The 24,792-nt window shown below is 45.2% G+C and carries 23 protein-coding genes and 1 other annotated feature; of the genes, 20 read left to right on the top strand and 3 right to left on the bottom strand.

What is annotated here, in order from left to right; translation table 11 throughout:
* Positions 1 to 26: 26 nt before the first annotated feature.
* From QZZ35_RS02620 to pepF, 3 genes are all read right to left on the bottom strand, one after another.
* Entirely contained in the window at positions 27 to 1,268 is a 1,242-nt protein-coding gene (locus tag QZZ35_RS02620; protein WP_291236035.1) for an ammonium transporter, read from the bottom strand.
* A 44-nt stretch (positions 1,269 to 1,312) separates the two neighbouring features.
* The gene (locus tag QZZ35_RS02615; RefSeq protein ID WP_291234552.1) at positions 1,313 to 1,651 is read right to left on the bottom strand and encodes a P-II family nitrogen regulator; all 339 of its coding nucleotides are present in this window, start codon (positions 1,649 to 1,651) and stop codon (positions 1,313 to 1,315) included.
* 237 nt (positions 1,652 to 1,888) lie between these two features.
* Entirely contained in the window at positions 1,889 to 3,691 is a 1,803-nt protein-coding gene (gene pepF, locus QZZ35_RS02610) for an oligoendopeptidase F (protein WP_291236034.1), read from the bottom strand.
* A gap of 325 nt (positions 3,692 to 4,016) precedes the next feature.
* Here pepF and QZZ35_RS02605 point away from each other — a divergent pair, with 325 nt between their 5' ends.
* The 20 genes from QZZ35_RS02605 to QZZ35_RS11625 form a co-directional block, all read left to right on the top strand.
* Entirely contained in the window at positions 4,017 to 5,594 is a 1,578-nt protein-coding gene (locus tag QZZ35_RS02605; RefSeq protein ID WP_291236033.1) for an ABC transporter substrate-binding protein, read from the top strand.
* A 38-nt stretch (positions 5,595 to 5,632) separates the two neighbouring features.
* Positions 5,633 to 6,577 (top strand): ABC transporter permease, encoded by a 945-nt coding sequence (locus tag QZZ35_RS02600; protein ID WP_291236032.1) that lies wholly within the window; start codon positions 5,633 to 5,635, stop codon positions 6,575 to 6,577.
* Between the two features lie 9 nt (positions 6,578 to 6,586).
* Positions 6,587 to 7,393 carry an ABC transporter permease gene (locus QZZ35_RS02595; protein ID WP_291236031.1) on the top strand — a complete coding sequence of 269 codons (807 nt, stop codon included), beginning with the start codon at positions 6,587 to 6,589 and terminating at the stop codon, positions 7,391 to 7,393.
* 9 nt (positions 7,394 to 7,402) lie between these two features.
* The gene (locus QZZ35_RS02590) at positions 7,403 to 9,127 is read left to right on the top strand and encodes a dipeptide ABC transporter ATP-binding protein (RefSeq protein ID WP_291236030.1); all 1,725 of its coding nucleotides are present in this window, start codon (positions 7,403 to 7,405) and stop codon (positions 9,125 to 9,127) included.
* A gap of 89 nt (positions 9,128 to 9,216) precedes the next feature.
* Entirely contained in the window at positions 9,217 to 9,978 is a 762-nt protein-coding gene (truA, locus tag QZZ35_RS02585; protein ID WP_291236029.1) for a tRNA pseudouridine(38-40) synthase TruA, read from the top strand.
* Positions 9,979 to 9,998: 20 nt separating this feature from the next.
* Positions 9,999 to 11,612: a phosphoenolpyruvate--protein phosphotransferase gene (ptsP, locus tag QZZ35_RS02580; protein WP_291236028.1), complete on the top strand. Its 1,614-nt coding sequence runs from the start codon at positions 9,999 to 10,001 to the stop codon at positions 11,610 to 11,612.
* 145 nt (positions 11,613 to 11,757) lie between these two features.
* Entirely contained in the window at positions 11,758 to 12,690 is a 933-nt protein-coding gene (gene cysK / locus QZZ35_RS02575; protein ID WP_291236027.1) for a cysteine synthase A, read from the top strand.
* Between the two features lie 9 nt (positions 12,691 to 12,699).
* Positions 12,700 to 13,146 carry an RrF2 family transcriptional regulator gene (locus tag QZZ35_RS02570; protein WP_291236026.1) on the top strand — a complete coding sequence of 149 codons (447 nt, stop codon included), beginning with the start codon at positions 12,700 to 12,702 and terminating at the stop codon, positions 13,144 to 13,146.
* A gap of 48 nt (positions 13,147 to 13,194) precedes the next feature.
* Positions 13,195 to 13,437 (top strand) — a binding site (T-box leader).
* Positions 13,438 to 13,513: 76 nt separating this feature from the next.
* Positions 13,514 to 14,890 carry a TrpB-like pyridoxal phosphate-dependent enzyme gene (locus tag QZZ35_RS02565; protein ID WP_291236025.1) on the top strand — a complete coding sequence of 459 codons (1,377 nt, stop codon included), beginning with the start codon at positions 13,514 to 13,516 and terminating at the stop codon, positions 14,888 to 14,890.
* 190 nt (positions 14,891 to 15,080) lie between these two features.
* Complete coding sequence (locus tag QZZ35_RS02560; protein ID WP_291236024.1) at positions 15,081 to 16,520, top strand: ethanolamine ammonia-lyase reactivating factor EutA; 1,440 nt, start codon at positions 15,081 to 15,083, stop codon at positions 16,518 to 16,520.
* Between the two features lie 11 nt (positions 16,521 to 16,531).
* Positions 16,532 to 17,902, top strand: a complete 1,371-nt coding sequence (locus QZZ35_RS02555; RefSeq protein WP_291236023.1) for an ethanolamine ammonia-lyase subunit EutB — start codon at positions 16,532 to 16,534, stop codon at positions 17,900 to 17,902.
* Positions 17,903 to 17,914: 12 nt separating this feature from the next.
* Positions 17,915 to 18,808 (top strand): ethanolamine ammonia-lyase subunit EutC, encoded by an 894-nt coding sequence (gene eutC, locus QZZ35_RS02550; RefSeq protein ID WP_291236022.1) that lies wholly within the window; start codon positions 17,915 to 17,917, stop codon positions 18,806 to 18,808.
* Positions 18,809 to 18,819: 11 nt separating this feature from the next.
* The gene (gene eutL, locus QZZ35_RS02545; protein ID WP_291236021.1) at positions 18,820 to 19,473 is read left to right on the top strand and encodes an ethanolamine utilization microcompartment protein EutL; all 654 of its coding nucleotides are present in this window, start codon (positions 18,820 to 18,822) and stop codon (positions 19,471 to 19,473) included.
* 24 nt (positions 19,474 to 19,497) lie between these two features.
* Positions 19,498 to 20,994, top strand: coding sequence for an acetaldehyde dehydrogenase (acetylating) (locus QZZ35_RS02540; RefSeq protein ID WP_291236020.1), 1,497 nt, complete (start codon positions 19,498 to 19,500; stop codon positions 20,992 to 20,994).
* A gap of 65 nt (positions 20,995 to 21,059) precedes the next feature.
* Positions 21,060 to 21,344 (top strand): BMC domain-containing protein, encoded by a 285-nt coding sequence (locus QZZ35_RS02535; protein ID WP_178553140.1) that lies wholly within the window; start codon positions 21,060 to 21,062, stop codon positions 21,342 to 21,344.
* 25 nt (positions 21,345 to 21,369) lie between these two features.
* A complete protein-coding gene (locus QZZ35_RS02530; protein ID WP_291236019.1) occupies positions 21,370 to 22,125 on the top strand; it encodes a hypothetical protein in 756 nt (251 codons plus the stop codon).
* Positions 22,122 to 23,021 carry a phosphate propanoyltransferase gene (pduL, locus tag QZZ35_RS02525; RefSeq protein ID WP_291236018.1) on the top strand — a complete coding sequence of 300 codons (900 nt, stop codon included), beginning with the start codon at positions 22,122 to 22,124 and terminating at the stop codon, positions 23,019 to 23,021. Before QZZ35_RS02530 ends, pduL begins: the two co-directional genes overlap by 4 nt.
* Before the next feature lie 10 nt (positions 23,022 to 23,031).
* A complete protein-coding gene (locus tag QZZ35_RS02520; RefSeq protein ID WP_291236017.1) occupies positions 23,032 to 23,307 on the top strand; it encodes a EutN/CcmL family microcompartment protein in 276 nt (91 codons plus the stop codon).
* 14 nt (positions 23,308 to 23,321) lie between these two features.
* Positions 23,322 to 24,677 carry a 4Fe-4S dicluster domain-containing protein gene (locus QZZ35_RS02515; RefSeq protein WP_291236016.1) on the top strand — a complete coding sequence of 452 codons (1,356 nt, stop codon included), beginning with the start codon at positions 23,322 to 23,324 and terminating at the stop codon, positions 24,675 to 24,677.
* A gap of 5 nt (positions 24,678 to 24,682) precedes the next feature.
* The coding region (locus QZZ35_RS11625; RefSeq protein ID WP_334299448.1) for a BMC domain-containing protein at positions 24,683 to 24,792 on the top strand (110 nt) is incomplete at its 3' end.

Genomic DNA, 24,792 nt, shown 5'->3' with positions numbered 1-24,792 from the left:
AAAAATAATATAGAGGGCAAGAGAACTTATAATTTAATCTGGAAGTCTGCATAAGCACTGCATCCGTGTTCGTGTCCGTCAAGACCGTCAAGTTCTTCCTGTGGAGTTACACGGAGTCCAACGGTTTTATTGATTGCAGTAAAGATAATGAAGGCCATAACAGCTGTGAAAGCACCGACTGCAGCAACACCGATTACCTGAATACCGATAAACTGGATACGGCTCATACCATATTCTGCAAGAACAGAAGATTTAACAAATACACCAGTCAAAATTGTTCCGATCATACCACATGCCCAGTGAACACCTGTTGCACCGACCGGGTCATCGATTTTAAGAACACGATCAACGAATTCAACAACGAGAACAACTGCAAAACCGGAGATAATACCGATAGCAAGAGCACCATAGTTGGATACAATATCACATCCTGCTGTAATACCAACGAGACCTGCAAGAGCACCGTTCATTGTCATGGAAACATCCGGTTTACCGTAACGTACCCATGTGAAGAAGAGAGCAACAAGTGTTGCTGCAGCAGCTGCAAGGTTTGTTGTCATGGCGATATCACCGAGACTTTCTGTGGCAGCTGTTGTGGAACCGCAGTTAAATCCGAACCAGCAGAACCAGAGAATAAATGTACCTAAAGCACCGAGTGGCAGGTTGTGTCCAGGAATAGCATTTGGTTTGCCGTCTTCACGGTATTTTCCGATACGAGGTCCGAGAATGGCTGCGCCAATGAGTGCACACCAGCCACCAACAGAGTGAACAGCTGTAGATCCGGCAAAGTCATGGAATCCAAGACCGGATAACCAGCCGCCGCCCCAGATCCAGTGACCTGTAACAGGGTAAATAAAGATACTGATACAAGCACTGTAAATCAAATAGGAAGAGAATTTTGTACGTTCAGCCATGGCACCGGATACGATGGTAGCGGCTGTTGCACAGAATACTGTGTGGAAAATCATAAACACGCCGATTGGAAGAGCAATGCCAAGGTCGGACTGAAGTGTGGATTCAAGTGCATATGGATCAAAAAATCCGCTTAATCCGATAATACCATTTCCCTGTCCAAACATTAAACCAAAACCGATGAGGAAAAAGGCGATGGAACCGATGACAAAGTCCATCATGTTTTTCATAACAATGTTTCCAGCATTTTTTGCACGGGTAAAACCTGTTTCAACCATGGCGAAACCTGCCTGCATAAAGTAAACAAGAAACGCCGCAACCATAGTCCATACAATATCTAATAAATTATATTCCATAACGAATAGCCTCCTTTATATAGCACAAATAACAAGTCAGAATTTTAAAGAGCGTCTTCTCCGCGTTCACCTGTACGGATTCGTACAGCATCTGCAACATCATAAACAAAAATTTTACCATCGCCGTAATTACCGGTGCTGATTGTTTTTGTTACCTTTTCGATAATATCTTCAACGGCATCATCGGAAACAACAGTCTCGACTTTGACCTTCGGCAGAAGATTAACAGCATAAGTTGTTCCACGGTACATACGGGTAAAGCCTTTCTGATTACCGTAACCCATAATGTTTGTTATCATAACGCCGCTGGCCTGTGAGTCATCCAGTATGGATTTCAGGCTTTCAAGTTTTTCCGGTTTAATGACCATTTCTAATTTTTTCATGTGATTTCCTCCTCTTGATAGATAATTGAGACGATCTCCGTATCGGAGTTTTTTGTAGTTATAAAACAAAAAAAGACGCCTTCGGATGGATGTTTCCATCTGAAGACGCCTTCGTCTTAACTTGTGTTTTATTATATTCCCAATCTTTAGAAAGTCAACAAAAAATTTATAATTATTTTATCTTTGGAGAAATCTTACAAAATTCTGGAAAAACATGAAAATATTTCTAACAATTTTCTAAAACAGGCTTTCAAGTTCAGTCAGATACCGGTCAAAGACCTTTAAAGCCTCCGAAGTCGGACCGGAGGTGGTCATATCTACACCGCAGGATTTTAAAAGATCCATACAATCCATGGAGCAGCCTCCGCTCAGAAACTTTTTATAATCATCAAGAGCACTCGGTTCTCCGGAAAGAATCCGGCTGCCAAAGGCAATGGCAGCGGAAAGGCCGGTAGCATACTGGTAAACATAGAACGGAGTATAAAAATGAGGGATTCGTGCCCACTCCATAGAAATTTCTTCATCGATGATCATATCCGGACCGAAGTAGGTTTTGTTCAGATCGCTGTAAATGCTGCACAGTGTATCACAGGTGAGCGGTTCTCCTTTTGCTTCCTTTTCGTGAGTGATCTTCTCAAATTCAGCGAACATGGTCTGACGGAAGAGGGTACCTTTGAACTGGTCCATCAAATGGTTTAACAGATAGGCTTTTTCTTCCCGTGTTTCGGCTTTTTTAAGTAAATGGGAGATGAGTATATACTCGTTACAGGTGGATGCGATCTCTGCCACGAAAATATTATAATTTGAGTTTATATAAGTCTGATGACGGTTTGTGTAGCAGGAATGGAGAGAGTGACCCATCTCATGAGCAAGGGTGAAAACGTTATCCAGATTTCCCTGATAATTGAGGAGCACATATGGGTGATGTCCATAGACACAGGTGGAGTAGGCACCGCTGCGTTTGCCTTTATTTTCATAAATATCAATCCATCGGTTGTCAAAACCTTCTTTAAGAAGAGAAAGGTAGTCTTCACCCAGTGGGGCCAGTCCTTCAAGCACCATCTCTTTGGCCGTATCAAATGGAATATAAGGTGAATCATAGCGGATGATCGGTGTATAGACATCATACATATGCAGTTCATCCACACCTAAAAGTTTTTTGCGCAGAGCCACATAACGGTACATGGATGGGAGAAATGCGTGTACCGTATCAATTAACTGGGTGTAAACTTTTGTCGGAATATTGGAACAGTCCAGGTGGGCTTCCATCGTTGACGCATAGCTGCGGGCTTTGGTGTAAAAAAGTTCTTTTTTCACATTGGCACTGTACATGGCAGCCAGAGTATTTTTATAAGCGGCATAGGTGTGATAGAGGGCCCCAAATGCGTCCTTTCGAACCTGACGGTTTGGATTTTCCATGAGGGAAATAAAACGGCCGTGGGTGACTTCCACAGGATTTCCGTGACCGTCATCAATCGAAGGAAATCGAAGGTCTGCGTTGTTAAACATATTAAAAACAGTCTGAGGACCATAGCTCATATCGGCACTTAAAGAAAGGATTTCTTCTTCACGTGGGGAGAGGGTATGGGCTTTCTGTCGGAGTGTATCCTCAAGATAATGGCGGTAATTTGTCAATTCCGGTTCTTTTGTGTACCAGTCGGATAAAATCTCCGGAGTCAATGTGAGAATTTCCGGGGATTCCCATGCAATAGAGGCAAAGAACCGGTTATAGAGGCTGAGGGTTTTATTTTTCATGGCCTGGGCCTGGGTATTTGCAGTATCTTCATCGGAAGTCTGGAAAGCATAGCTGTAAAGACGGTCAATAATTAAAAACTGTTTGTCCTTTGCTTTCAGATAAGAAAGAAGAGTTTCGGGGGACAGGGATATTTTCCCACGATATGAAGAAAGGTCATTGACCTGGGATTCGGCATCGGAAAATTCTGCCTCAAAGGCATCGAGATCCCTGTATAAAGGGGTCAGGTCCCATGTGTCCGCCGGATTTATAGAAGAACGTGTCGGAATCGTTTGTGTATGTGACATAAAAATGCCTCCTTTTAAAAAATATATTATCTGTTCAGAGCCAAACATCGATTTTTACGTGCTTATGCACTCCCAAAATCGATGAAATCATTCAGAATTCGCTCATTTTTCTATGAAAAATGGCTACTTCTTCATGATTTAGCGGTCCCCATAGACACAAAATCGAATGTAAACATTCGATTTGTGCCCATTTGTCCCTTGGCTCACATTATAATAATTTCTTGTATTTTTATCAATAATCCATTGATTTTTTTTTATCAATCGTATAGAATAAATGTGACAATTTAATAATGAGAGGAATTACTTAATTAAGAAGGAGAAAGTTATGAAAAAAAGAACAAATAAGATTCTTTTAAGCGTAATGACACTTGTAGTAACTGTTGCACTCTGTGCATGTGGAGGCGGCAAGGGAGGCGAGTCTTCTGCAGAGAGTAAGAACTCTTCGGAAACAACGAACGCGGATGCTGAAAGCACTGCTGCAGGAACACCGGTTAAAGGCGGCGAAGTAACTGTTGGTATTGCTCAGGATCTGGATAGTCTTGACCCGCACAAAATGGTGTATGCAGGAACTAGCGAAGTTTTATTCAATGTCTTTGAAGGCCTTGTAAAGCCTGATAAGAGTGGAGACCTTGTGCCTGCAGTTGCAAGCGAGTATGAGGTTTCAGAAGATGCGAAAGAATATACTTTCACATTAAGAGATGGAATCACATTCCACGATGGCACTCCTGTCACAGTGGATGATGTAAAATATTCGATTGACCGTTATGCGGAGATTCAGGGCGAATCCTCCGCATTTTCTATTTTAGACAATGTTGAAGTTGTTGACGAAAAGACTGTTAAGGTTCATTTAAAAGAAGGAAACTCTGAATTCCTTCCATACCTTACAGCAGCGATTCTTCCTCAGAGCAACGAAGCTAACTTTGCAACTGATCCAATCGGTACAGGTCCATTCAAATTTGTATCTTTCACACCAGGACAGAGCTTTGTTGTGGAAGCATATGACGGATACTGGAATCCGGAACTTCCTTACCTTGATAAGGTAACATTTAAGATCATTGCGGATTCAGATGCCATCATGACAGAACTTCAGGCTGGAACACTTGATGTTTACCAGTACCTGACAGGCGACCAGGCAGCTACACTGACAAGCGGCTTCAACATCATTGAAGGCAACATTAACTATGTACAGGGTCTTTTCCTGAACAACGATTTTGAACCATTCAAAGATGTTCGCGTACGTCAGGCTATGAACTATGCTGTTGATAAAGATATGATCAACGAGTTCTTATTTGGCGGCAAGAGCCATATTATCGGAACAAATATGATTCCGGCATTTTCAAAATACTATAATGAAGAAACAGAAAGCGTGTATACAAGAGATGTGGAAAAAGCAAAAGAGCTTTTAGCAGAAGCCGGATATCCGGACGGTTTTGATCTCAAGATTTCTGTTCCTGACAACTACGCACCACATGAAGGTACAGCTCAGATTATCGTTGAGAACTTAAAAGAAGTTGGTATCAACGCAACAATCGAACTGATTGAATTCTCTTCATGGGTTGCAGATGTTTATAACGGACGTCAGTACGAAGCAACTGTTGTTGCACTTGACGGTAAGCTCGCTCCAAGCAGCTGGCTTGAAAAATATCCGACAGGCGCACCTAAGAACTTTGTAAACTACAGCAATGCAGATTTTGATGAAGCATACAATGCAGCTGTTGCTACAGTTGACGATGCTGAAAAAGTAGAACTTTACAAGAAATGTCAGATGATCCTTGCTGAGGATGCAGCATCTGTTTACGTTCAGGACCCGGTTAACCTGGTTGCTCTGAATGAAAAACTTGCAGGATACGTATTCTATCCATGTGCAGCACAGGATATGTCTCTTGTATACTTTACTGAATAATAAAGAAAGAATTTAAGCAGAAAGGGCACGAAACGACCATGAAATACATGATTAAAAAAATAATAACTCTCATTATAACTTTGTTACTTGTATCCATGGTCACTTTCGTGGCCTTTTCTGTCATTCCGGGAGATGCGGCGACCACGAAGCTGGCCACATATGCCACTGAGGAAAGGGTGGAAGCCCTTCGGGAAGAGATGGGACTGAACAAGTCCATTCCGGAGCGTTATGCAGCATGGCTTAAAGATGCGCTGCATGGAGACTTTGGAGAATCTTATCAGTATGAAGGTGTTCAGGTAAGTGAATTGTTAAATCAGAGGCTTCCGGTCACAGTCATGCTGGCTGTCATGGCCTTTATTATTATACTTGTGATATCGATTCCGATGGGAATCATTGCGGCCCGCAAAGAGGGCACCTGGATTGATGTTTTTATCAATCTGTTTACTCAGATTACGATGGCCATACCTGCCTTTTTTCTTGGAATGGTATTGACCTATATATTTGGACTGATTCTTAAACTTTTCCAGCCGGGAAAATTTATCATGCCTCAGGAAGATCTTTGGGGATGTATTAAATATCTGATATTTCCTGCCATCGCCATCGCGATTCCAAAGATCGCCATGGTTGTGAAATTTTTAAGAAATTCTGTACTCAGCGAAGTGAAAAAAGACTATGTTCGTACAGCCTACAGCAAAGGAAACCGTACGAAGAAAGTATTATATATACATGTATTTCAGAATGCACTTATTCCTGTCATTACATTTATTGCCATGGTCGTGGCGGAGATCCTTGCCGGCAGTATTGTCGTTGAGCGGGTATTCAGTGTCAATGGCATGGGACGACTTTTAGTCACAGCGATCTCGAACCGTGATTTCCCGATCGTTCAGGCAGTTGTTCTCTATATTACAGTGCTTGTTATTATCATTAATTTTATTGTGGATATCCTTTACCAGTTGGTCGACCCGAGGGTGCGGACAGAATAGGAGCACGAGATGAAGAAGAAAAAGTGGAATTACAATCTGACTATAGGCCTTATTTTGACAACGATCGTCGTTGTGACGGCAGTGATCGGTCATTTCTGGACACCTTACAGTCCGACAGATATGAATGGTGTTTTAAAAAATGCGGCACCGTCTCTTGCCCATCCTTTTGGAAATGACAATTTTGGCAGAGATATTTTAAGCCGTATTATGAATGGTATGGGGACGACATGTTTTGTTGCTCTCTGTACGGTTGGGATCGGTGTTGTTTTCGGAACGATCCTCGGTGCCATCACAGGCTTTTTCGGCGGCTGGGTCGATGAGATCCTCATGCGTCTGAATGACGCTTTAAGCGCTTTTCCGAGCATTTTACTTGCTCTCATTTTTATCAGTCTTCTGGGACCGGGTAGAAATAATATTATTCTTGCTTTGGGAATCTTGTTCATACCGAGTTATGCCCGTATTGTCCGAAGCGAGATCATCCGATATAAGGAGCTGGAATTTGTCAAGAGTGCTCAGGTTATGGGCGCCGGAAAATTGCGGATTATTTTTGTGCATATTCTGCCAAATGCCATGGTCAGCATGCTGACATCAGCTACCGTTGGATTTAACAATGCGGTGCTGGCCGAAGCCAGCATGAGTTATCTCGGACTGGGCGTACAGCCTCCGGAACCGAGTCTTGGACTGATGCTTTCCGATGCACAGGCCTATCTGCAGATCGCACCCTGGTCTGCTATTTTTCCGGGAATTGTTATCGTAATTATTATTTTAGGATTCAGCATGATCAGTGAAGGGCTGCGTGTGCATCAGGCCAGATAGGAGCAGGCGATGGGTGAAAAACTTTTAGAAGTAAAAAATTTGACCATTGGATTTCCGGAAGAAAACGGGATGCATACAGTGGTAGATAATGTCAGTTTCACAGTGGGACGAGGTGAGATCGTCGGTATTGTCGGAGAATCCGGATCGGGTAAGAGTATGACAGTGCAGACGATCATGGGATTAAAAAAGACGGATGCCTGCGTTTCCTCAGGTGAAATTCTTTTAAACGGAAAGGATCTTTTGAAAATATCCGACGAAGAGCTGGCAAAAATCCAGGGCAATGATATGTCTATGGTCTTTCAGGAGCCGATGACATCTCTCAATCCGGTAAAAAAGATTGGATGGCAGGTTGCTGAAAGTCTTAAGATTCATACATCGCTCCCGGACACGGAGATTCACAGAAGAGTTGTAGAGATTTTATCCAATGTGGGGCTTCCGAAGCCGGAGGAATTGTGTGATAAATATCCGCATCAGCTGTCAGGTGGTATGCGTCAGCGTGTCATGATTGCTATGGCGATGATCTGCTGGCCGAAACTTTTGATCTGTGATGAACCGACGACAGCATTGGATGTGACTGTTCAGGCTCAGATTCTCCAGCTTCTCCGAAAGATCCATGCGGAAGCCAATACATCGATTTTATTTATTTCTCATGATCTGAATGTGATCAAAGAGGTATGCCAGCGTGTGATCGTTATGTATCGTGGAAAGATTGTGGAGACAGGGTATACTGATGAAGTGCTTTATCATCCGAAACATGATTACACGAAGCATCTGATTGCTGCCATTCCAAGAAACAGAGAAGATACACGGGAAGATGAGATGGTTCTTGAAGCGAAGGACCTGAATGTTTATTATTCTGTAAAGACAAAAGGCATATTTGGAAAGAAAGAACAGAAGCATGTGCTTCAGAATGTGGATTTTTATATTCGACGGGGTGAGATCCTCGGACTTGTCGGTGAAAGCGGATGCGGCAAATCCACATTGGCGAAGTGCATTGTCGGTTTAAATAAAAATTATACCGGATCTTTGGAAATTAATGAGGAACATCCGCAGCTTGTTTTTCAGGATCCTTACAGCTCATTAAACCCGATGAAAAAAATCGGATGGATTCTGGAAGAACCGTTAAGAATCCATGGAATGAAGGATAAGGCAAAACGCAAGGAGCTTGTGGATCAGATGCTTACTCAGGTCGGGCTGGATCCATCCTATGCCGACAGGTATCCGAGTGAGCTTTCCGGCGGTCAGCGGCAGCGCATCAGTATCGGCGGAGCTCTGATCTTAAACTCTAAATTTATTGTGGCGGACGAACCGGTATCCGCTCTGGATGTCACTGTTCAGTCCCAGGTACTGAACCTTTTGCTGGATCTCCAGAGAACGCATCAGCTGACTTACCTGTTCATTTCCCATGATCTGAATATTGTGCGTCATTTTTGTAATCGAGTTATCGTTATGTATCTCGGTGAGATCGTGGAAGAGGCAGAAGTGGAAGAGATTTATGAGGATCCAAAACACCCGTATACACAGCTTTTGTTCCACTCGATTCTGACAGATGAGCGTAAGCTGCAAAAGATCACGGATTCGGAGCAGAGAAGAGAAGATGCCTCTTCAGAGGGATGTCCGTTTTATCACAGATGTATGAGCCGGTGTGACATATGCGCTTCAAAACGACCTGAGAGAGTGAATCTTAGTCCGGAAGGACAGCCGCCGCATTGGGTCAAATGTTTTAAATATTGAAAAGTTTTTAAAAAGGCATGTCTATGGTTGTAGACATGCCATATTTTTTGCATTACAATGAGATAATGATAAGAGAATAGGGGTATACTATGAAACGAAATATTAAATTATTATTAGAATATGATGGCGGCCGTTATGACGGCTGGCAGCGGCTTGGCAAAAAAAGCGGCGGTGTGACGATTCAGGGAAAACTTGAGGAAGTGCTTCAGAAGATGACCGGCGAACCGATTGAAGTGATCGGCTCGGGACGGACAGATGCGGGAGTTCATGCCAGAGGACAGGTGGCAAATTTTCATACAGACAGCAATATGAAATGCTGGGAGATGAAATACTATCTTAATCGTTATCTGCCTCAGGATATCGGTGTTTTGTATGTGGCAGAGGTTCCGGAACGTTTTCACAGCCGACTGAACGCCCTCTCAAAACGGTATGTTTACAGAGTATCGATCGGTGATGTGCCATGTGTTTTTGACCGCAAGTATACATGGTACTGTTTTGATCGTCTGGATGTGGGTCTTATGAAAAAAGCAGCATCGCTGATGGTCGGTGAGCATGATTATAAGGGCTTTTCTTCTGTTAAAAAGACCGGTAAATCCACGGTGCGTACAGTGACAAAAATTGATTTTGAGGTGAAAGACCGGGAAATTGATATGATTTTTGAAGGCAATGGTTTCCTTTATAATATGGTGCGCATCATGGCGGGAACACTGATCGAAGTGGGAACCGGAGACAGAGAACCGGAATCTGTCAACGAAGTTTTCCTGACAAAAGACAGAGAAAAGGCCGGAATGACATTGCCGCCTCAGGGATTATTTTTGGAGGAAGTCTTTTATTCAAATGAGGGCCGCTGATCCTGAAGGAGGATGAATACATGGTGACAATTGAAGGAAAATCGGTTTTTGGCGGAATTGCTATCGGACCTGTAGAGATTTTAAAGAAAAAGGAAAACAAAGTTATCCGTGATCATGTAAAAGATGTAGAAGCTGAAGTGAAACGCTATGAACGTGGCAGCGAAGAGACGAAGGCACAGCTTCAGGCTCTTTTTGATAAGGCATTGGATGAGGTTGGTGAAGCAAATGCGGCTATTTTTCGTGTACATCAGCTGATGTTGTCGGACATGGATTATGTGGAATCCATTGAAAATATGATACGGACTCAGAAAGTCAATGCAGAGTATGCGGTGGCGATGACCAGTGATAATTTTTCTACCCTTTTTGAATCGATGGATGATGACTACATGCGTGCGCGTTCAGCCGATGTTAAAGATGTATCCAATCGTCTGATCCGTGTTTTAAGCGGTTTCAGAGAAAATATGATTCAGAGTGACCGTTCTGTTATTCTGGCGGCGGAGGATCTGGCACCGAGTGAGACGGTGCAGCTTGACAAGGAGCGGATTCTTGGATTTGTCACCCGGTATGGTTCTGCCAATTCACATACAGCCATTCTTGCCCGGACAATGAATATTCCGGCAGTCATTGGTGCGGATTTTCCGGATGATTGTGACGGAAAAACAGCGGTGCTGGATGGATTTACCGGCACACTTTATATTGATCCGGATGAGAAATTTATCCATGAAATGCGAAAGAAACAGCGGGAGGAGCAGGAAAAACAGGAATTACTTCAGATGCTTAAAGGCAAAGAAGATGTGACGTTGAGCGGCAAAGAGATCCGGCTTTATGCCAATGTGGGAAGCGTTCAGGATGTGATGGCGGCATTGAAAAATGATGCCGCCGGTATCGGTCTTTTTCGAAGTGAATTTCTATATCTTGAAAAAGATCATTATCCTACAGAGGAAGAACAATTTCATGTGTATAAAACAGTTGCGGAATCTATGGCCGGAAAAAAGGTCATTATCCGCACGCTTGATATCGGAGCGGATAAACAGATTGATTATTTTGAGATGGAACCGGAAGAAAATCCAGCCATGGGATATCGGGCAATTCGTATCTGCCTGGATCGGGTCAGTCTGTTTAAGACCCAGTTAAGAGCACTTTACAGGGCCAGTGCCTATGGCAATATCGCCATTATGTATCCGATGATCATCTCTCAGGAGGAAGTCCGAAAGATCAAAGTGATTTCGGAGGAAGTTCGAAAAGAGTTATCACTCATGGGAATTCCTTATGGAAATGTGGAACAGGGAATTATGATCGAGACACCCGCAGCGGCTTTGATCAGCGATCTTTTAGCAAAAGAAGTGGATTTTTTCAGTATCGGAACCAACGATCTCTCCCAGTACACTCTGGCAATTGATCGGCAGAATCCGAAACTGGATGCGCTTTTTGATCCCTATCATCCGGCAATTTTCCGGTTTCTTCAGATGATCATTGATAATGGTCATAAGGCAGGCATCTGGGTCGGTATATGCGGAGAACTGGGCGCCGATCTGTCATTGACAGAAAGATTTATTCATATGGGAATCGATGAACTTTCCGTGGCACCGTCTATGGTACTTCCGGTACGTCAAAAAATTCGTCAGACCAGATAATAGAATGGGGCCGGGTCCCGGGTATAATTTTGCCTGGGACCTGCTTTATACTTAGAAAACATACTTGACAAATAGGAAATGAATGCTATAATACAGACATAGTTTAAATCATAGGATGTCAATAGGAAAAATTGGAGGCAGAAAAATGGGAAATATTTATAAAGGAACGTTAGAACTTATTGGAAATACACCGCTTGTGGAAGTGACAAATATTGAGAAGTTATTGGGTCTTGAGGCGAGAGTTCTTGTGAAGCTTGAATATTTCAATCCGGCAGGAAGTGTAAAGGACCGTATTGCAAAGGCAATGATCGAAGATGCCGAGAGCCGCGGACTTTTAAAGGAAGGCTCTGTCATTATTGAGCCCACATCCGGAAATACAGGCATTGGTCTGGCCTCCATTGCGGCAGCTAAAGGTTATCGGATCATTCTGACGATGCCGGAGACGATGAGCGTGGAGCGGAGAAATATTTTAAAAGCCTATGGAGCTGAGATCGTACTGACAGATGGTTCAAAAGGTATGAGCGGTGCGATCGCCAAAGCGGATGAACTTGCTGCCGAGATTCCGGGCAGCTTTATTCCGGGACAATTTGTGAATCCGGCAAATCCGGCAGTTCACAGAGCGACAACGGGACCGGAGATCTGGAACGATACGGACGGAAAGGTGGATATATTTATTGCAGGCGTGGGTACAGGCGGTACATTGACAGGTACGGGAGAATACCTGAAGTCAAAAAATCCGGATATTCAGATTGTGGCTCTTGAGCCGGCATCATCGGCGGTTCTTTCCGGAGAGCAGGCAGGTCCGCATAAGATCCAGGGCATCGGTGCCGGTTTTGTTCCGGATGTGTTAAATACACAGGTCTATGATGAAATTTACAGAGCGGATAATGAGGAAGCTTTTGAGGCAGCCAAACTTTTGGCAAAGCAGGAGGGCATTCTTGTGGGAATCTCCTCAGGTGCTGCGTTAAAAGGTGCCATTGAGCTGGCAAAACGCCCGGAAAATAAAGGAAAGACCATTGTTGCTATTTTGCCGGATAATGGGGACAGATACTATTCAACACCACTGTTTATGGATTAAGGGGGATTTATGAAATTTACAAAAAAGACCCGCTACGGTTTCCAGGCATTGATTGATCTGTCTGTGAATATGAAAGACGGTCCTGTCGCGTTAAACAGCATTGCCGAGAGAAATCATATTTCTCTGCAGTATCTGGAACAGGTATTTGCCGGACTTCGCAGGGCCGGAATTGTAAAGAGTATGAAAGGATCTCAGGGAGGCTATCAGCTTAAAGAGAAAGCCGATCGGATTACGGCGGCGATGATCGTGAGGGCATTAGAAGGGGATTATCATATTGAAGGTCTGAAAGAAATGCCGGAGGACGGAATGCCGGAAATGGAAAAAACCATTCAGGATCTTCTGACGGATAAGATCAATGAAAAGCTGGATCAGGTTCTTGAAAACCTCACGCTGGAAGATATGCGGCAATATTATCTTGAGTATGGCAAAGGATGTCGGGATATGTATTATATTTAAAATTTATCTTGACACCGCATTAATACTGTGCTAGAATAAAATCAAAATTTGAAACCGATGAACGAGAGAAGTAACTTTGATGGTATATTCACAGAGAGTCATGGAGAGCTGAGACCATGATATAGAAGTTAAAGCGAATGGACTCGTGAGGGCAAACTGAAATCAGCAGGACTGATGTAGGGGCGACGGAATCCGACCGTTATAATGGAGCATGTATGTTGGTACATGACAGAGTGCATTCTTTATAGAATGAATATAGGTGGCACCGCAGATTTATTACCTGTCCTATAGTTTTGTAGGACAGGTTTTTTTGTTGTATTCAGGAAAGGTTGGCTTTCCTGTAATCATTGAAAGGAAGGTATATAGGATGACAGACACAAAGACAATCCCTTACAAAATTTATCTTGAAGAAAGTGAAATGCCAAAACAGTGGTATAATGTCCGTGCGGATATGAAAAATAAACCGGCACCGCTTTTAAATCCTGCAACACTTCAGCCGATGACAGCCGAAGAACTGAGTCACGTTTTTTGTGATGAGTTAGTTAAACAGGAGTTGGATGATACAACACCATATTTTGATATTCCTCAGGAGATTCTTGATTTTTATAAAATGTATCGCCCATCACCGCTTGTTCGTGCTTATTGTCTTGAAAAAGAGCTTGGAACACCGGCAAAGATCTATTATAAATTCGAAGGCAATAACACATCCGGAAGTCATAAATTAAATTCCGCCATTGCTCAGGCTTACTATGCAAAACAGCAGGGATTAAAGGGCGTGACAACAGAGACAGGCGCGGGACAGTGGGGAACGGCTCTTTCTATGGCATGTGCTTACCTCAATCTTGACTGTAAAGTGTATATGGTTAAATGTTCTTACGAACAGAAGCCTTTCCGCCGTGAAGTGATGCGTACTTACGGTGCTCAGGTAACACCGTCACCGTCCGAAACGACAAATGTTGGAAGAAAGATCCTGGCAGAGCATCCGGGAACAACAGGAAGTCTCGGATGCGCGATTTCTGAGGCTGTTGAGGATGCGACAAGTCATGAAGGTTATCGTTATGTTCTCGGATCCGTGCTTGCTCAGGTACTGCTTCATCAGTCAGTGATCGGTCTTGAGACAAAGGCTGCCCTGGATAAATATAACATTGAACCGGATATTATCATCGGATGTGCCGGTGGCGGTTCCAACCTTGGTGGTCTGATTTCACCGTTTATGGGAGAAAAACTCAGAGGAGAGAAAGATTATCATTTTATTGCTGTTGAGCCGGCAAGCTGTCCGAGTCTGACACGGGGAAAATATGCCTATGACTTCTGTGATACCGGAATGGTCTGCCCGTTGGCTAAGATGTATACACTGGGAAGCGGCTTTATTCCATCCGCAAACCATGCGGGAGGTCTTCGCTATCACGGCATGAGCTCCGTTGTTTCACAGTTGTATGATGATGGTCTCATTGAAGCACGGTCTGTGGAGCAGACATCCGTTTTTGAGGCTGCCACAAAATTTGCCCGCGTGGAAGGTATTTTGCCGGCACCGGAAAGCAGTCATGCGATCAAAGTAGCTATTGACGAAGCATTGAAGTGCAAAGAGACCGGTGAGGAGAAAACGATCGTCTTCGGTCTTACGGGTACAGGTTATTTTGACCTTGTTGCCTATGAAAAATATAATAATCATGAAATGTCTGACTATATCCCTACAGATGAAGATCTTGCTGTCGGATTTGCAGGCCTTCCAAAAGTTGAGTAAGAAGTTCTTGCGTAAATCTAAAAAAAAGGGTACAATAGAAACAAGATATTGATGGAGTGAACAGAGCGGAAATATCCCTGGTAAAGGTACTGGGCCATATTTCCGCTTTTCAATAACCAGTATAATCCACACGAAATAACCTTTGGTTATTTCGTGTGGATTATACTGGAAGACGGGTGAGGCAGCAGTCATGGCAGATGAATCAACGATTTTAAGTGTTGGAATTGATATAGGAACATCCACGACCCAGGTGGTTTTCGGCCGGCTTACATTTAAAAATTCGGCCGGGTATTTTTCTGTGCCTCATGTTGCGATTTCAGATAAAAAAGTTATCTATAAAAGTGATATATACAGGACGCCGTTGATCGACCGGATCCGGATCGATGGGGAGAAGATACGGCATATTGTTGCAGCTGAATTTGATAAGGCCGGGTTTACCCCTGAAGATACTCAGACAGGTGCCGTCATTATTACGGGAGAGTCCGCAAGAAAGGAGAATTCTGAGATCGTGCTTCAAAATCTCAGCGATTTTGCGGGAGAGTTCGTTGTGTCAACAGCGGGTCCGGATCTGGAAGCGATCATTGCAGGGAAGGGCAGCGGAGCCAGACAGTATTCGATCGAGCACCAGTGCAGAGTGATCAATCTGGATATCGGAGGAGGAACGACCAATGCTGTGTGCTTTGATTGCGGCGAGGTCATCGGAAAGGGCTGTCTGGATATCGGCGGCCATCTGATCCAGTTTGACAGTAATGGCACAGTTACTTACGTCAGTGACAGTGCCGATAAGATCGGGGCATCGGAAGGCATTTTTCTTAAGGCAGGAGATCCGGCAGATTACACACTTATATACCGTATAGCGTCACAGATGGCCGGCCTTTTGCATGAATGGATCGGGCAAAAGGAAAGTCGTCTCATTCAGACGATCACTACACCGGGAAGTTCAGAATTTAATATTAAAAGTTCCGGATGCCGGCTTTGTTTTTCCGGGGGTGTGGCGGACGGTATTTATCATCCTTCAAAGAAAAACTGGATGTCCTATGGAGATATGGGGATACTGCTCGGTGAAGCGATTCGTGAAAGCCGATTATTTTCAGATTATCAGGTGATCGAAGCCAAAGAAACGATTCGTGCTACTGTTGTGGGTGCGGGAAGTTATACGACTTCCGTATCGGGAAGCACGATCTCCTATAACAGAGATGTGTTTCCGCTGAAAAATATTCCGGTTCTTAAACTGGATGAGGAGGAACAGGAACTCTGCTTTAAAGGCGAGGGAGAAAAACTGAAGGAAAAGCTTCAATGGATGCAGGAACAGAGTGATTCCAATCAGCTGATTCTTGCCATGAAGGGAAAAAATAATCCTTCCTATGCACAGATTTTGAATCTGGCCAGGTGTCTAACAGAGGTTCTTGATGAAGTTCTTGATAAACATCAGCCGATGATCATTGTTCTGGAACATGATATGGCAAAAGCACTGGGACAGATGATGCAGAGGATGGTTCCGGAACAATCGAGAGATATTATATGCATCGACTCGATTCAGGTCGATCAGAATGATTTTGTAGATATGGGAAAGCCACTGGTAGACGGTCTTGTTATTCCGGTGGTTGTAAAAACGTTAATATTCGGATAAGGCGGTGTGATATGGCATATAAAACATTATTGGGTGGTCAGATCTTTCGCTTTTCTTCCGTAAAGGAAGTGCTTGCAAAGGCGAATGAGGAAAAATCAGGAGATATTCTGGCAGGGGTTGCGGCGGCCTCGGATCTGGAGCGGATCGCAGCCAAAGAAGTGCTCTCGGAGATGACATTGAAGGAACTCAGGGAGAATCCGGCGGTTCCTTATGAATCAGATGATGTGACCCGGCTGAATCAGGACAGCATTAACGAGCATCTTTATAATAAAATTAAAAACTGGACCGTCAGTGACTTCAGAGAGTGGATTTTAAGTTATTCGACAACGGAGCAGCAGCTGCGTGATATATCCAGAGCACTGACGAGTGAGATGGTGGCGGGAACAGCCAAGATCATGACCAATCTGGACCTGATCTACGGTGCACAGAAGATGCAGGTGCCTGCACGCTGTAATACGACCATCGGACTTCGGGGAACGATGGCGACAAGACTTCAGCCAAATCACACAACGGACAATGTGGAGGGAATTACCGCTTCCCTGTTCGAGGGATTAAGCTATGGATGCGGAGATGCACTTATTGGACTGAATCCGGTGAATGACACTGTATCCAGTCTGGCGGAAGTGTTAAAACGATTTGATGAGATTAAGAATAAATTTGAGATTCCGACTCAGATCTGTGTGCTCGGACATGTGACGACCCAGATCGAGGCGGTCCGTCAGGGAGCACCCTGTGATATGATTTTCCAGTCGATCGCGGGAAGTGAAAAAGGAAATAAGGCTTTTGGATTTACGACGGAGACACTGCGTGAGGCTAAAGAACTTCTGAGAAGACAGGGAACGGCCGCAGGTCCGAATGTAATGTATTTTGAGACGGGCCAGGGCTCCGAATTGTCGTCAGAAGCGCATTTCGGCACGGATCAGGTGACGATGGAAGCGCGCTGCTACGGTTATGCCAGGGAATTTGCACCTTTTATGGTCAATACAGTTGTCGGTTTTATCGGTCCTGAGTATTTATATGACAGTAAGCAGGTCATTCGTGCCGGACTCGAGGATCATTTTATGGCAAAGCTCTCCGGAGTGCCGATGGGATGTGACTGCTGTTATACGAATCATATGCAGGCGGATCAGAACGACATTGAGAATCTTGCCCTCCTTCTTGGAAGTGCAGGGGTCAATTATATATTAGGGGTTCCGGGAAGTGACGATATTATGCTCAATTATCAGACGAATGCCTATCATGATGTTAATGCGGTTCGTGAGATATTGGGTAAGAGACCGATCAGAGAGTTTGAACTCTGGTTGGAGAAGATGGGAATTATGGAGAATGGACGGCTTACAGACAGAGCCGGGGATCCTACATTGTTTTTAAAAAGAGGTTAAAGGAGGATGTCTATGTTATCACAAAGCCAGATTGAAGCAATTGCGCAGGCTGTGCTTCAGGAGTTAAAGCAGAATCCATCCTCAGGGCAGGGAACTGCGGGGACATCGATGGTTCCGGATGAAATCGGTGATCCATCCGAAAAGGAAAGTATGTTGGATCTGACGTCTCCGGAGGCGAAGGCCACACCTCTGTTAGATCATGTGGAGGACAGAGAAGGTCTTGAGCGGATGATGGGTCGGACAACAGCCCGCATCGGTGTGGGAAACTGCGGACCGAGACTTAAAACAAAGACGATGCTTACACTCCGTGCGGATCACGCTGCGGCCAGAGACGCGGTGTTTATGGACGTCAGCCCGGCACTTTTGGACAGTCTCGGATTATTTACGGTGGATACGGCCTGTGCGGATAAAAATCAGTTTTTGACCCGGCCGGATCTGGGGAGAATTTTTCCGGAGGAAAGTCTTGATATGATCCGCTCCAGATGCGAAAAAAATGTGGATGTACAGATCTACGCATCGGACGGTTTATCCTCCACGGCGGTGGAAGCGAATCTTGCTAATATCCTTCCGGTCATAATGGATGGTTTAAAGGCCGGAGGCCTGAAGGTGGGTACGCCATTTTTTGTGCGTAACGGACGGGTGGCGGCGATGGATCAGATTTCAGAAACGCTGAATGCCACAGTGACCTGTGTGCTTCTCGGAGAACGTCCGGGACTTGCAACAGCAGAAAGTATGAGTGCTTATATTGCCTACAAAGCAACGATGGGGATGCCGGAGGCACGGCGCACAGTCGTTTCCAATATTCATTCAAAAGGCATTCCGGCAGTTGAGGCGGGTGCTTACATTGTCGATGTGATCGGGAAGATCCTTGAGGCAAAGGCCAGCGGAGTAGAACTTAAAAAATAGGAGGGCACAACATGAAGCATGATCAGATGAAAACAACTGTCCTCAGTGTAAAAATGATTCCGAATGCAGATAAAATGTTAAGGGATGCCCTGAATCTTCGTGAGGATGAGCGAAGTCTCGGATTATTGACAACAGATTGTGATGATGTGTCCTATGCGGCTCTCGATGAAGCTACAAAAAAAGCTGAGGTTCGTGTGGCTTATGCGCGGAGTATGTATGCGGGTGCAGGCAATGCCAGCACAAAGCTTGCCGGAGAGTTTATCGGAATCCTTGCAGGGCGAAATCCGGCTGAGGTTAAGAGCGGCCTGGATGCCGCAATTATGTATATTGAGAGGGATGCTTGTTTTTACAGTGCGAACGATGAGGATTCCATCGTCTATTTCGCCCACTGTATTTCCCGGACCGGCAGTTACCTGTCATCCGAGGCGGGGGTCCCGGAGGGAACGGCGATGGCCTATCTGATCGCCCCGCCTTTAGAGGCGATGGTCGGACTTGATGCGGCACTCAAAGCGGCTCAGGTTGAGCTTAAAGTGTTTTATGGACCGCCGTCGGAAACAAACTTTGCCGGAGGACTTTTGACAGGAGATCAGGCAGCCTGTAAGGCGGCCTGTGAGGCATTTGCCGAGACGGTAAATAAAATAGCGGATCAGCCGCTTGTTTTCTAAATTACAGGAAAGGGGAGAGAGAATATGGGACTTGATATCGATCTGCAGTCTATACAGGAAGTTCGGGATCTGATCCGGTGTGCTAAAAAAGCTCAGGAAATTTTTGCCACTTTTGATCAGAGAAAGGTGGATGGCATTATCGGAGAGATAGCCTGTGCCTGTGAGGCTAATGCAGAGAAGCTTGCAAAGATGGCTGTGGAAGAGACCGGCTTTGGTATCTGGCAGGATAAAGTTCTTAAAAATCTTCTTGGAAGCAGGATTACATACGAGTATATTAAAGATATGAAGACGATTGGTGTCATTCATGAGGATGGTGCGAAAGGTATCATGGAAGTCGGTGTGCCTATGGGTGTTATTGCTGCACTGATTCCTTCAACGAACCCGACATCAACGGTCATGTATAAAACATTGATCGCATTAAAAGCCGGCAACGGAATTGTGATCAGTCCCCATCCGGGAGCAAAAAATTGTATTCTGGAGACGGTGCGCATCATCCAGGAGGCTGCAGTGAAAGCGGGTGCTCCGGAAGGATTGATCGGAGTTATCCGTCTGGCAACGATGGAAGCGACAGATGCCCTTTTAAAGGATCCGAATATCGGTGTTATACTTGCCACCGGCGGTGAGGCGATGGTTCATGCAGCTTACAGTTCGGGTAATCCGGCGATCGGCGTGGGTCCGGGAAACGGTCCTGCATTTATTGAACGGACGGCGGATGTGAAGAAAGCAGTTCAGAGGATTTTTGACAGCAAAACCTTTGATAACGGCACGATCTGTGCATCCGAGCAGTCGATTGTGACGGAGCGGTGTATTGAAACGCAGGTCATTGAAGAGATTAAACGGCAGGGCGGTTATTTTATGGATGAGGCCCAGTCAGAGAAGGTGGCCCGTTTCATTCTCAGAGATAACGGGACGATGAATCCTAAGATTGTCGGAAAGTCGGCACAGACGATCGCGGACATGGCAGGCATACAGATTCCTTCGGGAACGAGGGTGCTTTTGTCAAGACAGACAGAAGTGTCAAAGAAAAATCCGTACACAAGAGAAAAACTTTGTCCGCTTCTGGCATTTTTTGTCGAAGAGGGATGGCAGGAAGCCTGTGAACGCTGTATTGACATTTTACAGAATGAAGGCGCAGGTCATACGATGACGATTCATTCAGAGGATACGGATGTGATTCGGGAATTTGCTCTGAAAAAACCGGTATCCAGACTTTTAGTCAATACGCCGGGAGCTCTTGGCGGAGTGGGAGGCACGACAAATCTGGCACCGGCTCTGACCCTTGGCTGCGGTGCAGTGGGCGGAAGTGCCACATCCGATAACATTACCCCGCTGAATCTGATCAATATACGGCGGGTAGCCTGCGGTGTCACGGAGCTTTCAGAGATCCGCAGCAAATACCGTGTTCCGGAACCGGAGCGTCCGGATATTTTACCGCAGAAGACAGAACCTTCCTGCGGCGGACTTACGGCAGAGGATGTTGAAGCCATTACCCGTGCGGTTCTGGCAAAACTCAGAGGTTAATAATTTCTCAAAAAGAGAATGATTAATAGAAATGATAAATGTGAAATTTAAGGAGGATATGAATTATGGCAGATGTAGTACAGGCATTAGGAATGATTGAAACAAAGGGTTTAGTAGGATCAATTGAGGCAGCGGATGCTATGGTTAAGGCAGCAAACGTTACATTGATCGGTAAAGTACATGTTGGCGGCGGACTTGTAACTGTTATGGTCCGCGGTGATGTCGGAGCAGTTAAGGCAGCGACAGACGCAGGTGCGGCAGCGGCAGCAAATGTGGGAGAACTTGTGAGTGTTCATGTTATCCCACGTCCTCATGAAGAAGTGGAATACATTCTTCCGACATTAAAATAAACAGGTAGAATAAAGAGGTTTGGCAATGAAGATATTAACAGAAGCTATGCTCAGATCAGCGGCTCTCGGGGAAGATACAACTGAATATTGCGTGGATGCAGATGTGTTTGTGACGCCTCTTGCCAGAGAATATCTTCGGGACCGGAGGATTTCTCTGGTTATTGCGGAAGCCCGTCCGGCAGTGATGACAAGAACACCTGTTAAAGCAAAAGGCGAACATACCTATATTGATGCCGCAACAGGTGAAGGTTACCTTGAAAAACCGGAGCATATGACCCATTTGAGAGCCAATGTTCTTGTGCCGAAAAGCCATCCGAGAATTGAATTTCGAGGACAGTTAGATGCACTGCAGGCAGAGATCATCTGTCTGCAGGTGAAAGCCGAAGAAGCTCATGCACCGAAACTGGTTGAAGATCTTTCAGATATTCTTTTAAGTACCCGGCTTATTCTCGGAGCAGAGGTAAAAGATGAACCGTTAGCTCCGGTGAAGATCCTCGGTATGAACACGGAAGAACTTCGAAGTCATTCTCATAATGTAAAGAAATATTTTGGAATCGATCATCCGGTTCCGGATCATCGTATGGGAATGATGGCAGCGGATCTGAATCGTCTTCGGACAAAGGTTCGTGAAGCGGAGCTTTCGGCTATGCATGCTTTTGAAAATGGGGACGGAAGCGTGGAGCGTACAGACATTATTGAACACCTGAACCGTCTGAGCAGCGGTGTGTATATTGTGTTCTGCCGGTGGCTGACCGGTTATTATAAGGGAGGGCAAAGATGATGGATGTGGAAAGAAAAAAGATTTTAATTGAAGCGTCCGGCTGTCATGTTCACCTGACCCGGGAAGCTGTGGAGACACTTTTTGGAAAAGGCGCTGTGCTGAAAAAACGGCGCGATCTGTCTCAGCCGGGAGAATATTTAAGTGAACAGCGAGTGAAGCTGGTGACACGAGACGGCTGTATAGAGAATGTGGCCGTACTTGGACCGACACGTTCGGCTGTTCAGGTGGAACTTTCAAAAACGGACTGCCGAAAGCTTGGAATAAATGCGCCCGTCAATCTGTCCGGGAACCTGGATGGTGCTTCCGATGTGATGATCATTGGAACCTGTGGGGAGATCAAAGCCTCCGGCAGTGTGATCGTTGCGCGAAATCACATTCATATGACACCTCAGGATGCGAAAGAGTATGGTGTTTCTCACGGTGACAAAGTGCGGGTGGAGATCGTCAGTGACCGCAAGGTTATTTTTGAGGATGTACCGATCCGCGTCAGTGAGAAATTTGCGCTTGCGATGCATATTGATTTCGATGAAGCCAATGCCTGTGGATATCGTATTGGTACAGAAGCCTTTATTCTTTATGACAGGCCATGTGAAAGTCGGGGAATGTCAAAGATGGATATGGAACAGATTATTCAGGAAGTTATAAAAAATGTATGTGCCATTTTAGAACAGGAGAAAAGAGCGACCGGGGTTTATGAAGAAAAAACAGAGAGTGTTCCGAAAAAAGAGGATACACCGGAGGAAGTTATCCGGGAAAAGCTGATTACTGAGAAAATGGCAAAAGAGATGGTATCTTCCATAACATGCGATACGATCTGTATTGCAAAAGGGACCATTATTACGCCGGCAGCAAAGGATATGTTTAAAGCCGGACATAAAAAAATAAAAATCCTTTAGGGGGACTTGTATGCTTATTTGTAGAGTCATCGGTCATGTTTGGGCAACGAAAAAACAGGATGCCTTAAACGGACAGAAACTGATGATTGTAAAAGAAACGGTGACAGATAAAAATAAAGGCGATATTTTTGTGGCGGCAGATACAGTCGGAGCCGGAGTGGGTGAGGACGTACTTGTTGTCACAGGAAGTACAGCCAGAAGGGCAGCCGGAACCGAAAGTATTCCGGTAGACAGTGCAATTGTAGGAATTATAGACTCTATGGAGGTCATGAAGGAGAAAAAATAAGAGGAAGTGAATCCATGGATTTATTGAATTGTATTAAGGAGGCAGGTATCGTCGGATGCGGCGGTGCCGGCTTTCCGACCCATGTAAAATATGGGGGCGGTCCGGTGGAATATCTGATCATTAACGGAGCGGAGTGTGAACCGCTGCTTCGAACGGACAGATATATTATGAAGCATCTGGGAGAAAAAGTCGTGTGGGCGGCGGAGGCTGTCAGCGAACTTCTCGGAGCAAAAGAATGCCGGATCGCATTGAAAAAATCATATACCGAAGAAATCAAAGCACTGGAAAGTGTGCTTGAACATAGAAAATCAAAGGTAAGACTGGCAAAAATGGACAGCTTTTATCCGGCGGGCGATGAGCAGACGATGGTCTATGAAGTGACTGGAAGGACGGTTCCGCCATCCGGTATTCCTCTGGATGTGGGATGTGTCGTATCCAATGTGGCGACGATGCTTGGCATCAGCGATGCGGCTGAGGGAAAGCCTTTTACGGATAAATATCTGACGGTGACCGGTGAAGTAAAGAAACCCACGGTGCTTCATGTGCCGGTCGGCACATCTTTTGATGAATGCATTGCCCTTGCCGGCGGTGCAAAATCGAAAAAATATTTTGTCGTTTCCGGGGGACCGATGATGGGAAGACGGCTGACGATGGATCAGGCCTCATCGGAAGTGGTGACAAAGACTACATCCGGCATTATTGTCCTTCCGGAGAACAGTCCGATCGCACAAAAAAGTGTCATTTCAATTCAACATATGCTGAATCGGGCACGTTCCGCCTGCATACAGTGCAGTTATTGTACTCAGATGTGTCCGAGACATCTGATTGGCCATCCGCTTCAGCCTCACAAGATCATGCGCAAACTGTCTGTTTCCGGAGACATAACATCAATTTTGACGGATAAGGATATACAGAATGCGGCCATTTGCTGTGAGTGCGGTATATGTGAGGAGTATGCCTGCCCGATGGGTCTTCAGCCAAAAAGAGTGAATCAGATGCTTAAAGGAGCACTGAGAGATGCGGGGATCCGTTATGAAAGGGATAAGGATGCCGTCTACAGAGCGGTCCCGGAAAGGGAAGGACGAAAGATTCCCGCCAGCCGTGTGGCGGCCCGGGTCGGTGTACTGCCATGGTATGATCTTAAAATAGATGACTGTGCGGAGTTTTTGCCGACCCATGTGGAGATTCCGCTGCGCATGCATATCGGAGCGCCTTCAGAACCGGTTGTAAGTGTCGGTGATAAGGTGGAAAAGGGACAGCTGATCGCCGGAATCAGGGAAGGGGCTATGGGTGCGAATATTCATGCCAGCATTTCCGGAAAAATTCTTTCGGTGACCGGTGAACGTATTATTATTGAAAGGGCAGGTTGAGCAGTATGATCGAGACAGTAGGATTTCTTGAATTGAACAGTATCGCCAAAGGGGTGGAGGCGGCAGATGCCATTTTAAAAGCTGCCCAGGTGGAACTTGCATTTGCAAAACCGGT

The organism is Frisingicoccus sp., assembly GCA_016298055.1.
Lineage (GTDB): Bacteria > Bacillota > Clostridia > Lachnospirales > Lachnospiraceae > Frisingicoccus.
The sequence above is the reverse complement of the archived record's forward strand: the minus strand, read 5'-3'. Positions and strand labels throughout refer to the sequence as shown.

Excerpts from the sequence above, each read along its gene's own strand:
- QZZ35_RS02620 (WP_291236035.1), bottom strand. The coding sequence starts at position 1,268 with ATGGAATATAATTTATTAGATATTGTATGGACTATGGTTGCGGCGTTT.
- QZZ35_RS02615 (WP_291234552.1), bottom strand. The coding sequence starts at position 1,651 with ATGAAAAAATTAGAAATGGTCATTAAACCGGAAAAACTTGAAAGCCTG.
- pepF (WP_291236034.1), bottom strand. The coding sequence starts at position 3,691 with ATGTCACATACACAAACGATTCCGACACGTTCTTCTATAAATCCGGCG.
- QZZ35_RS02605 (WP_291236033.1), top strand. The coding sequence starts at position 4,017 with ATGAAAAAAAGAACAAATAAGATTCTTTTAAGCGTAATGACACTTGTA.
- QZZ35_RS02600 (WP_291236032.1), top strand. The coding sequence starts at position 5,633 with ATGAAATACATGATTAAAAAAATAATAACTCTCATTATAACTTTGTTA.
- QZZ35_RS02595 (WP_291236031.1), top strand. The coding sequence starts at position 6,587 with ATGAAGAAGAAAAAGTGGAATTACAATCTGACTATAGGCCTTATTTTG.
- QZZ35_RS02590 (WP_291236030.1), top strand. The coding sequence starts at position 7,403 with ATGGGTGAAAAACTTTTAGAAGTAAAAAATTTGACCATTGGATTTCCG.
- truA (WP_291236029.1), top strand. The coding sequence starts at position 9,217 with ATGAAACGAAATATTAAATTATTATTAGAATATGATGGCGGCCGTTAT.
- ptsP (WP_291236028.1), top strand. The coding sequence starts at position 9,999 with ATGGTGACAATTGAAGGAAAATCGGTTTTTGGCGGAATTGCTATCGGA.
- cysK (WP_291236027.1), top strand. The coding sequence starts at position 11,758 with ATGGGAAATATTTATAAAGGAACGTTAGAACTTATTGGAAATACACCG.
- QZZ35_RS02570 (WP_291236026.1), top strand. The coding sequence starts at position 12,700 with ATGAAATTTACAAAAAAGACCCGCTACGGTTTCCAGGCATTGATTGAT.
- QZZ35_RS02565 (WP_291236025.1), top strand. The coding sequence starts at position 13,514 with ATGACAGACACAAAGACAATCCCTTACAAAATTTATCTTGAAGAAAGT.
- QZZ35_RS02560 (WP_291236024.1), top strand. The coding sequence starts at position 15,081 with ATGGCAGATGAATCAACGATTTTAAGTGTTGGAATTGATATAGGAACA.
- QZZ35_RS02555 (WP_291236023.1), top strand. The coding sequence starts at position 16,532 with ATGGCATATAAAACATTATTGGGTGGTCAGATCTTTCGCTTTTCTTCC.
- eutC (WP_291236022.1), top strand. The coding sequence starts at position 17,915 with ATGTTATCACAAAGCCAGATTGAAGCAATTGCGCAGGCTGTGCTTCAG.
- eutL (WP_291236021.1), top strand. The coding sequence starts at position 18,820 with ATGAAGCATGATCAGATGAAAACAACTGTCCTCAGTGTAAAAATGATT.
- QZZ35_RS02540 (WP_291236020.1), top strand. The coding sequence starts at position 19,498 with ATGGGACTTGATATCGATCTGCAGTCTATACAGGAAGTTCGGGATCTG.
- QZZ35_RS02535 (WP_178553140.1), top strand. The coding sequence starts at position 21,060 with ATGGCAGATGTAGTACAGGCATTAGGAATGATTGAAACAAAGGGTTTA.
- QZZ35_RS02530 (WP_291236019.1), top strand. The coding sequence starts at position 21,370 with ATGAAGATATTAACAGAAGCTATGCTCAGATCAGCGGCTCTCGGGGAA.
- pduL (WP_291236018.1), top strand. The coding sequence starts at position 22,122 with ATGATGGATGTGGAAAGAAAAAAGATTTTAATTGAAGCGTCCGGCTGT.
- QZZ35_RS02520 (WP_291236017.1), top strand. The coding sequence starts at position 23,032 with ATGCTTATTTGTAGAGTCATCGGTCATGTTTGGGCAACGAAAAAACAG.
- QZZ35_RS02515 (WP_291236016.1), top strand. The coding sequence starts at position 23,322 with ATGGATTTATTGAATTGTATTAAGGAGGCAGGTATCGTCGGATGCGGC.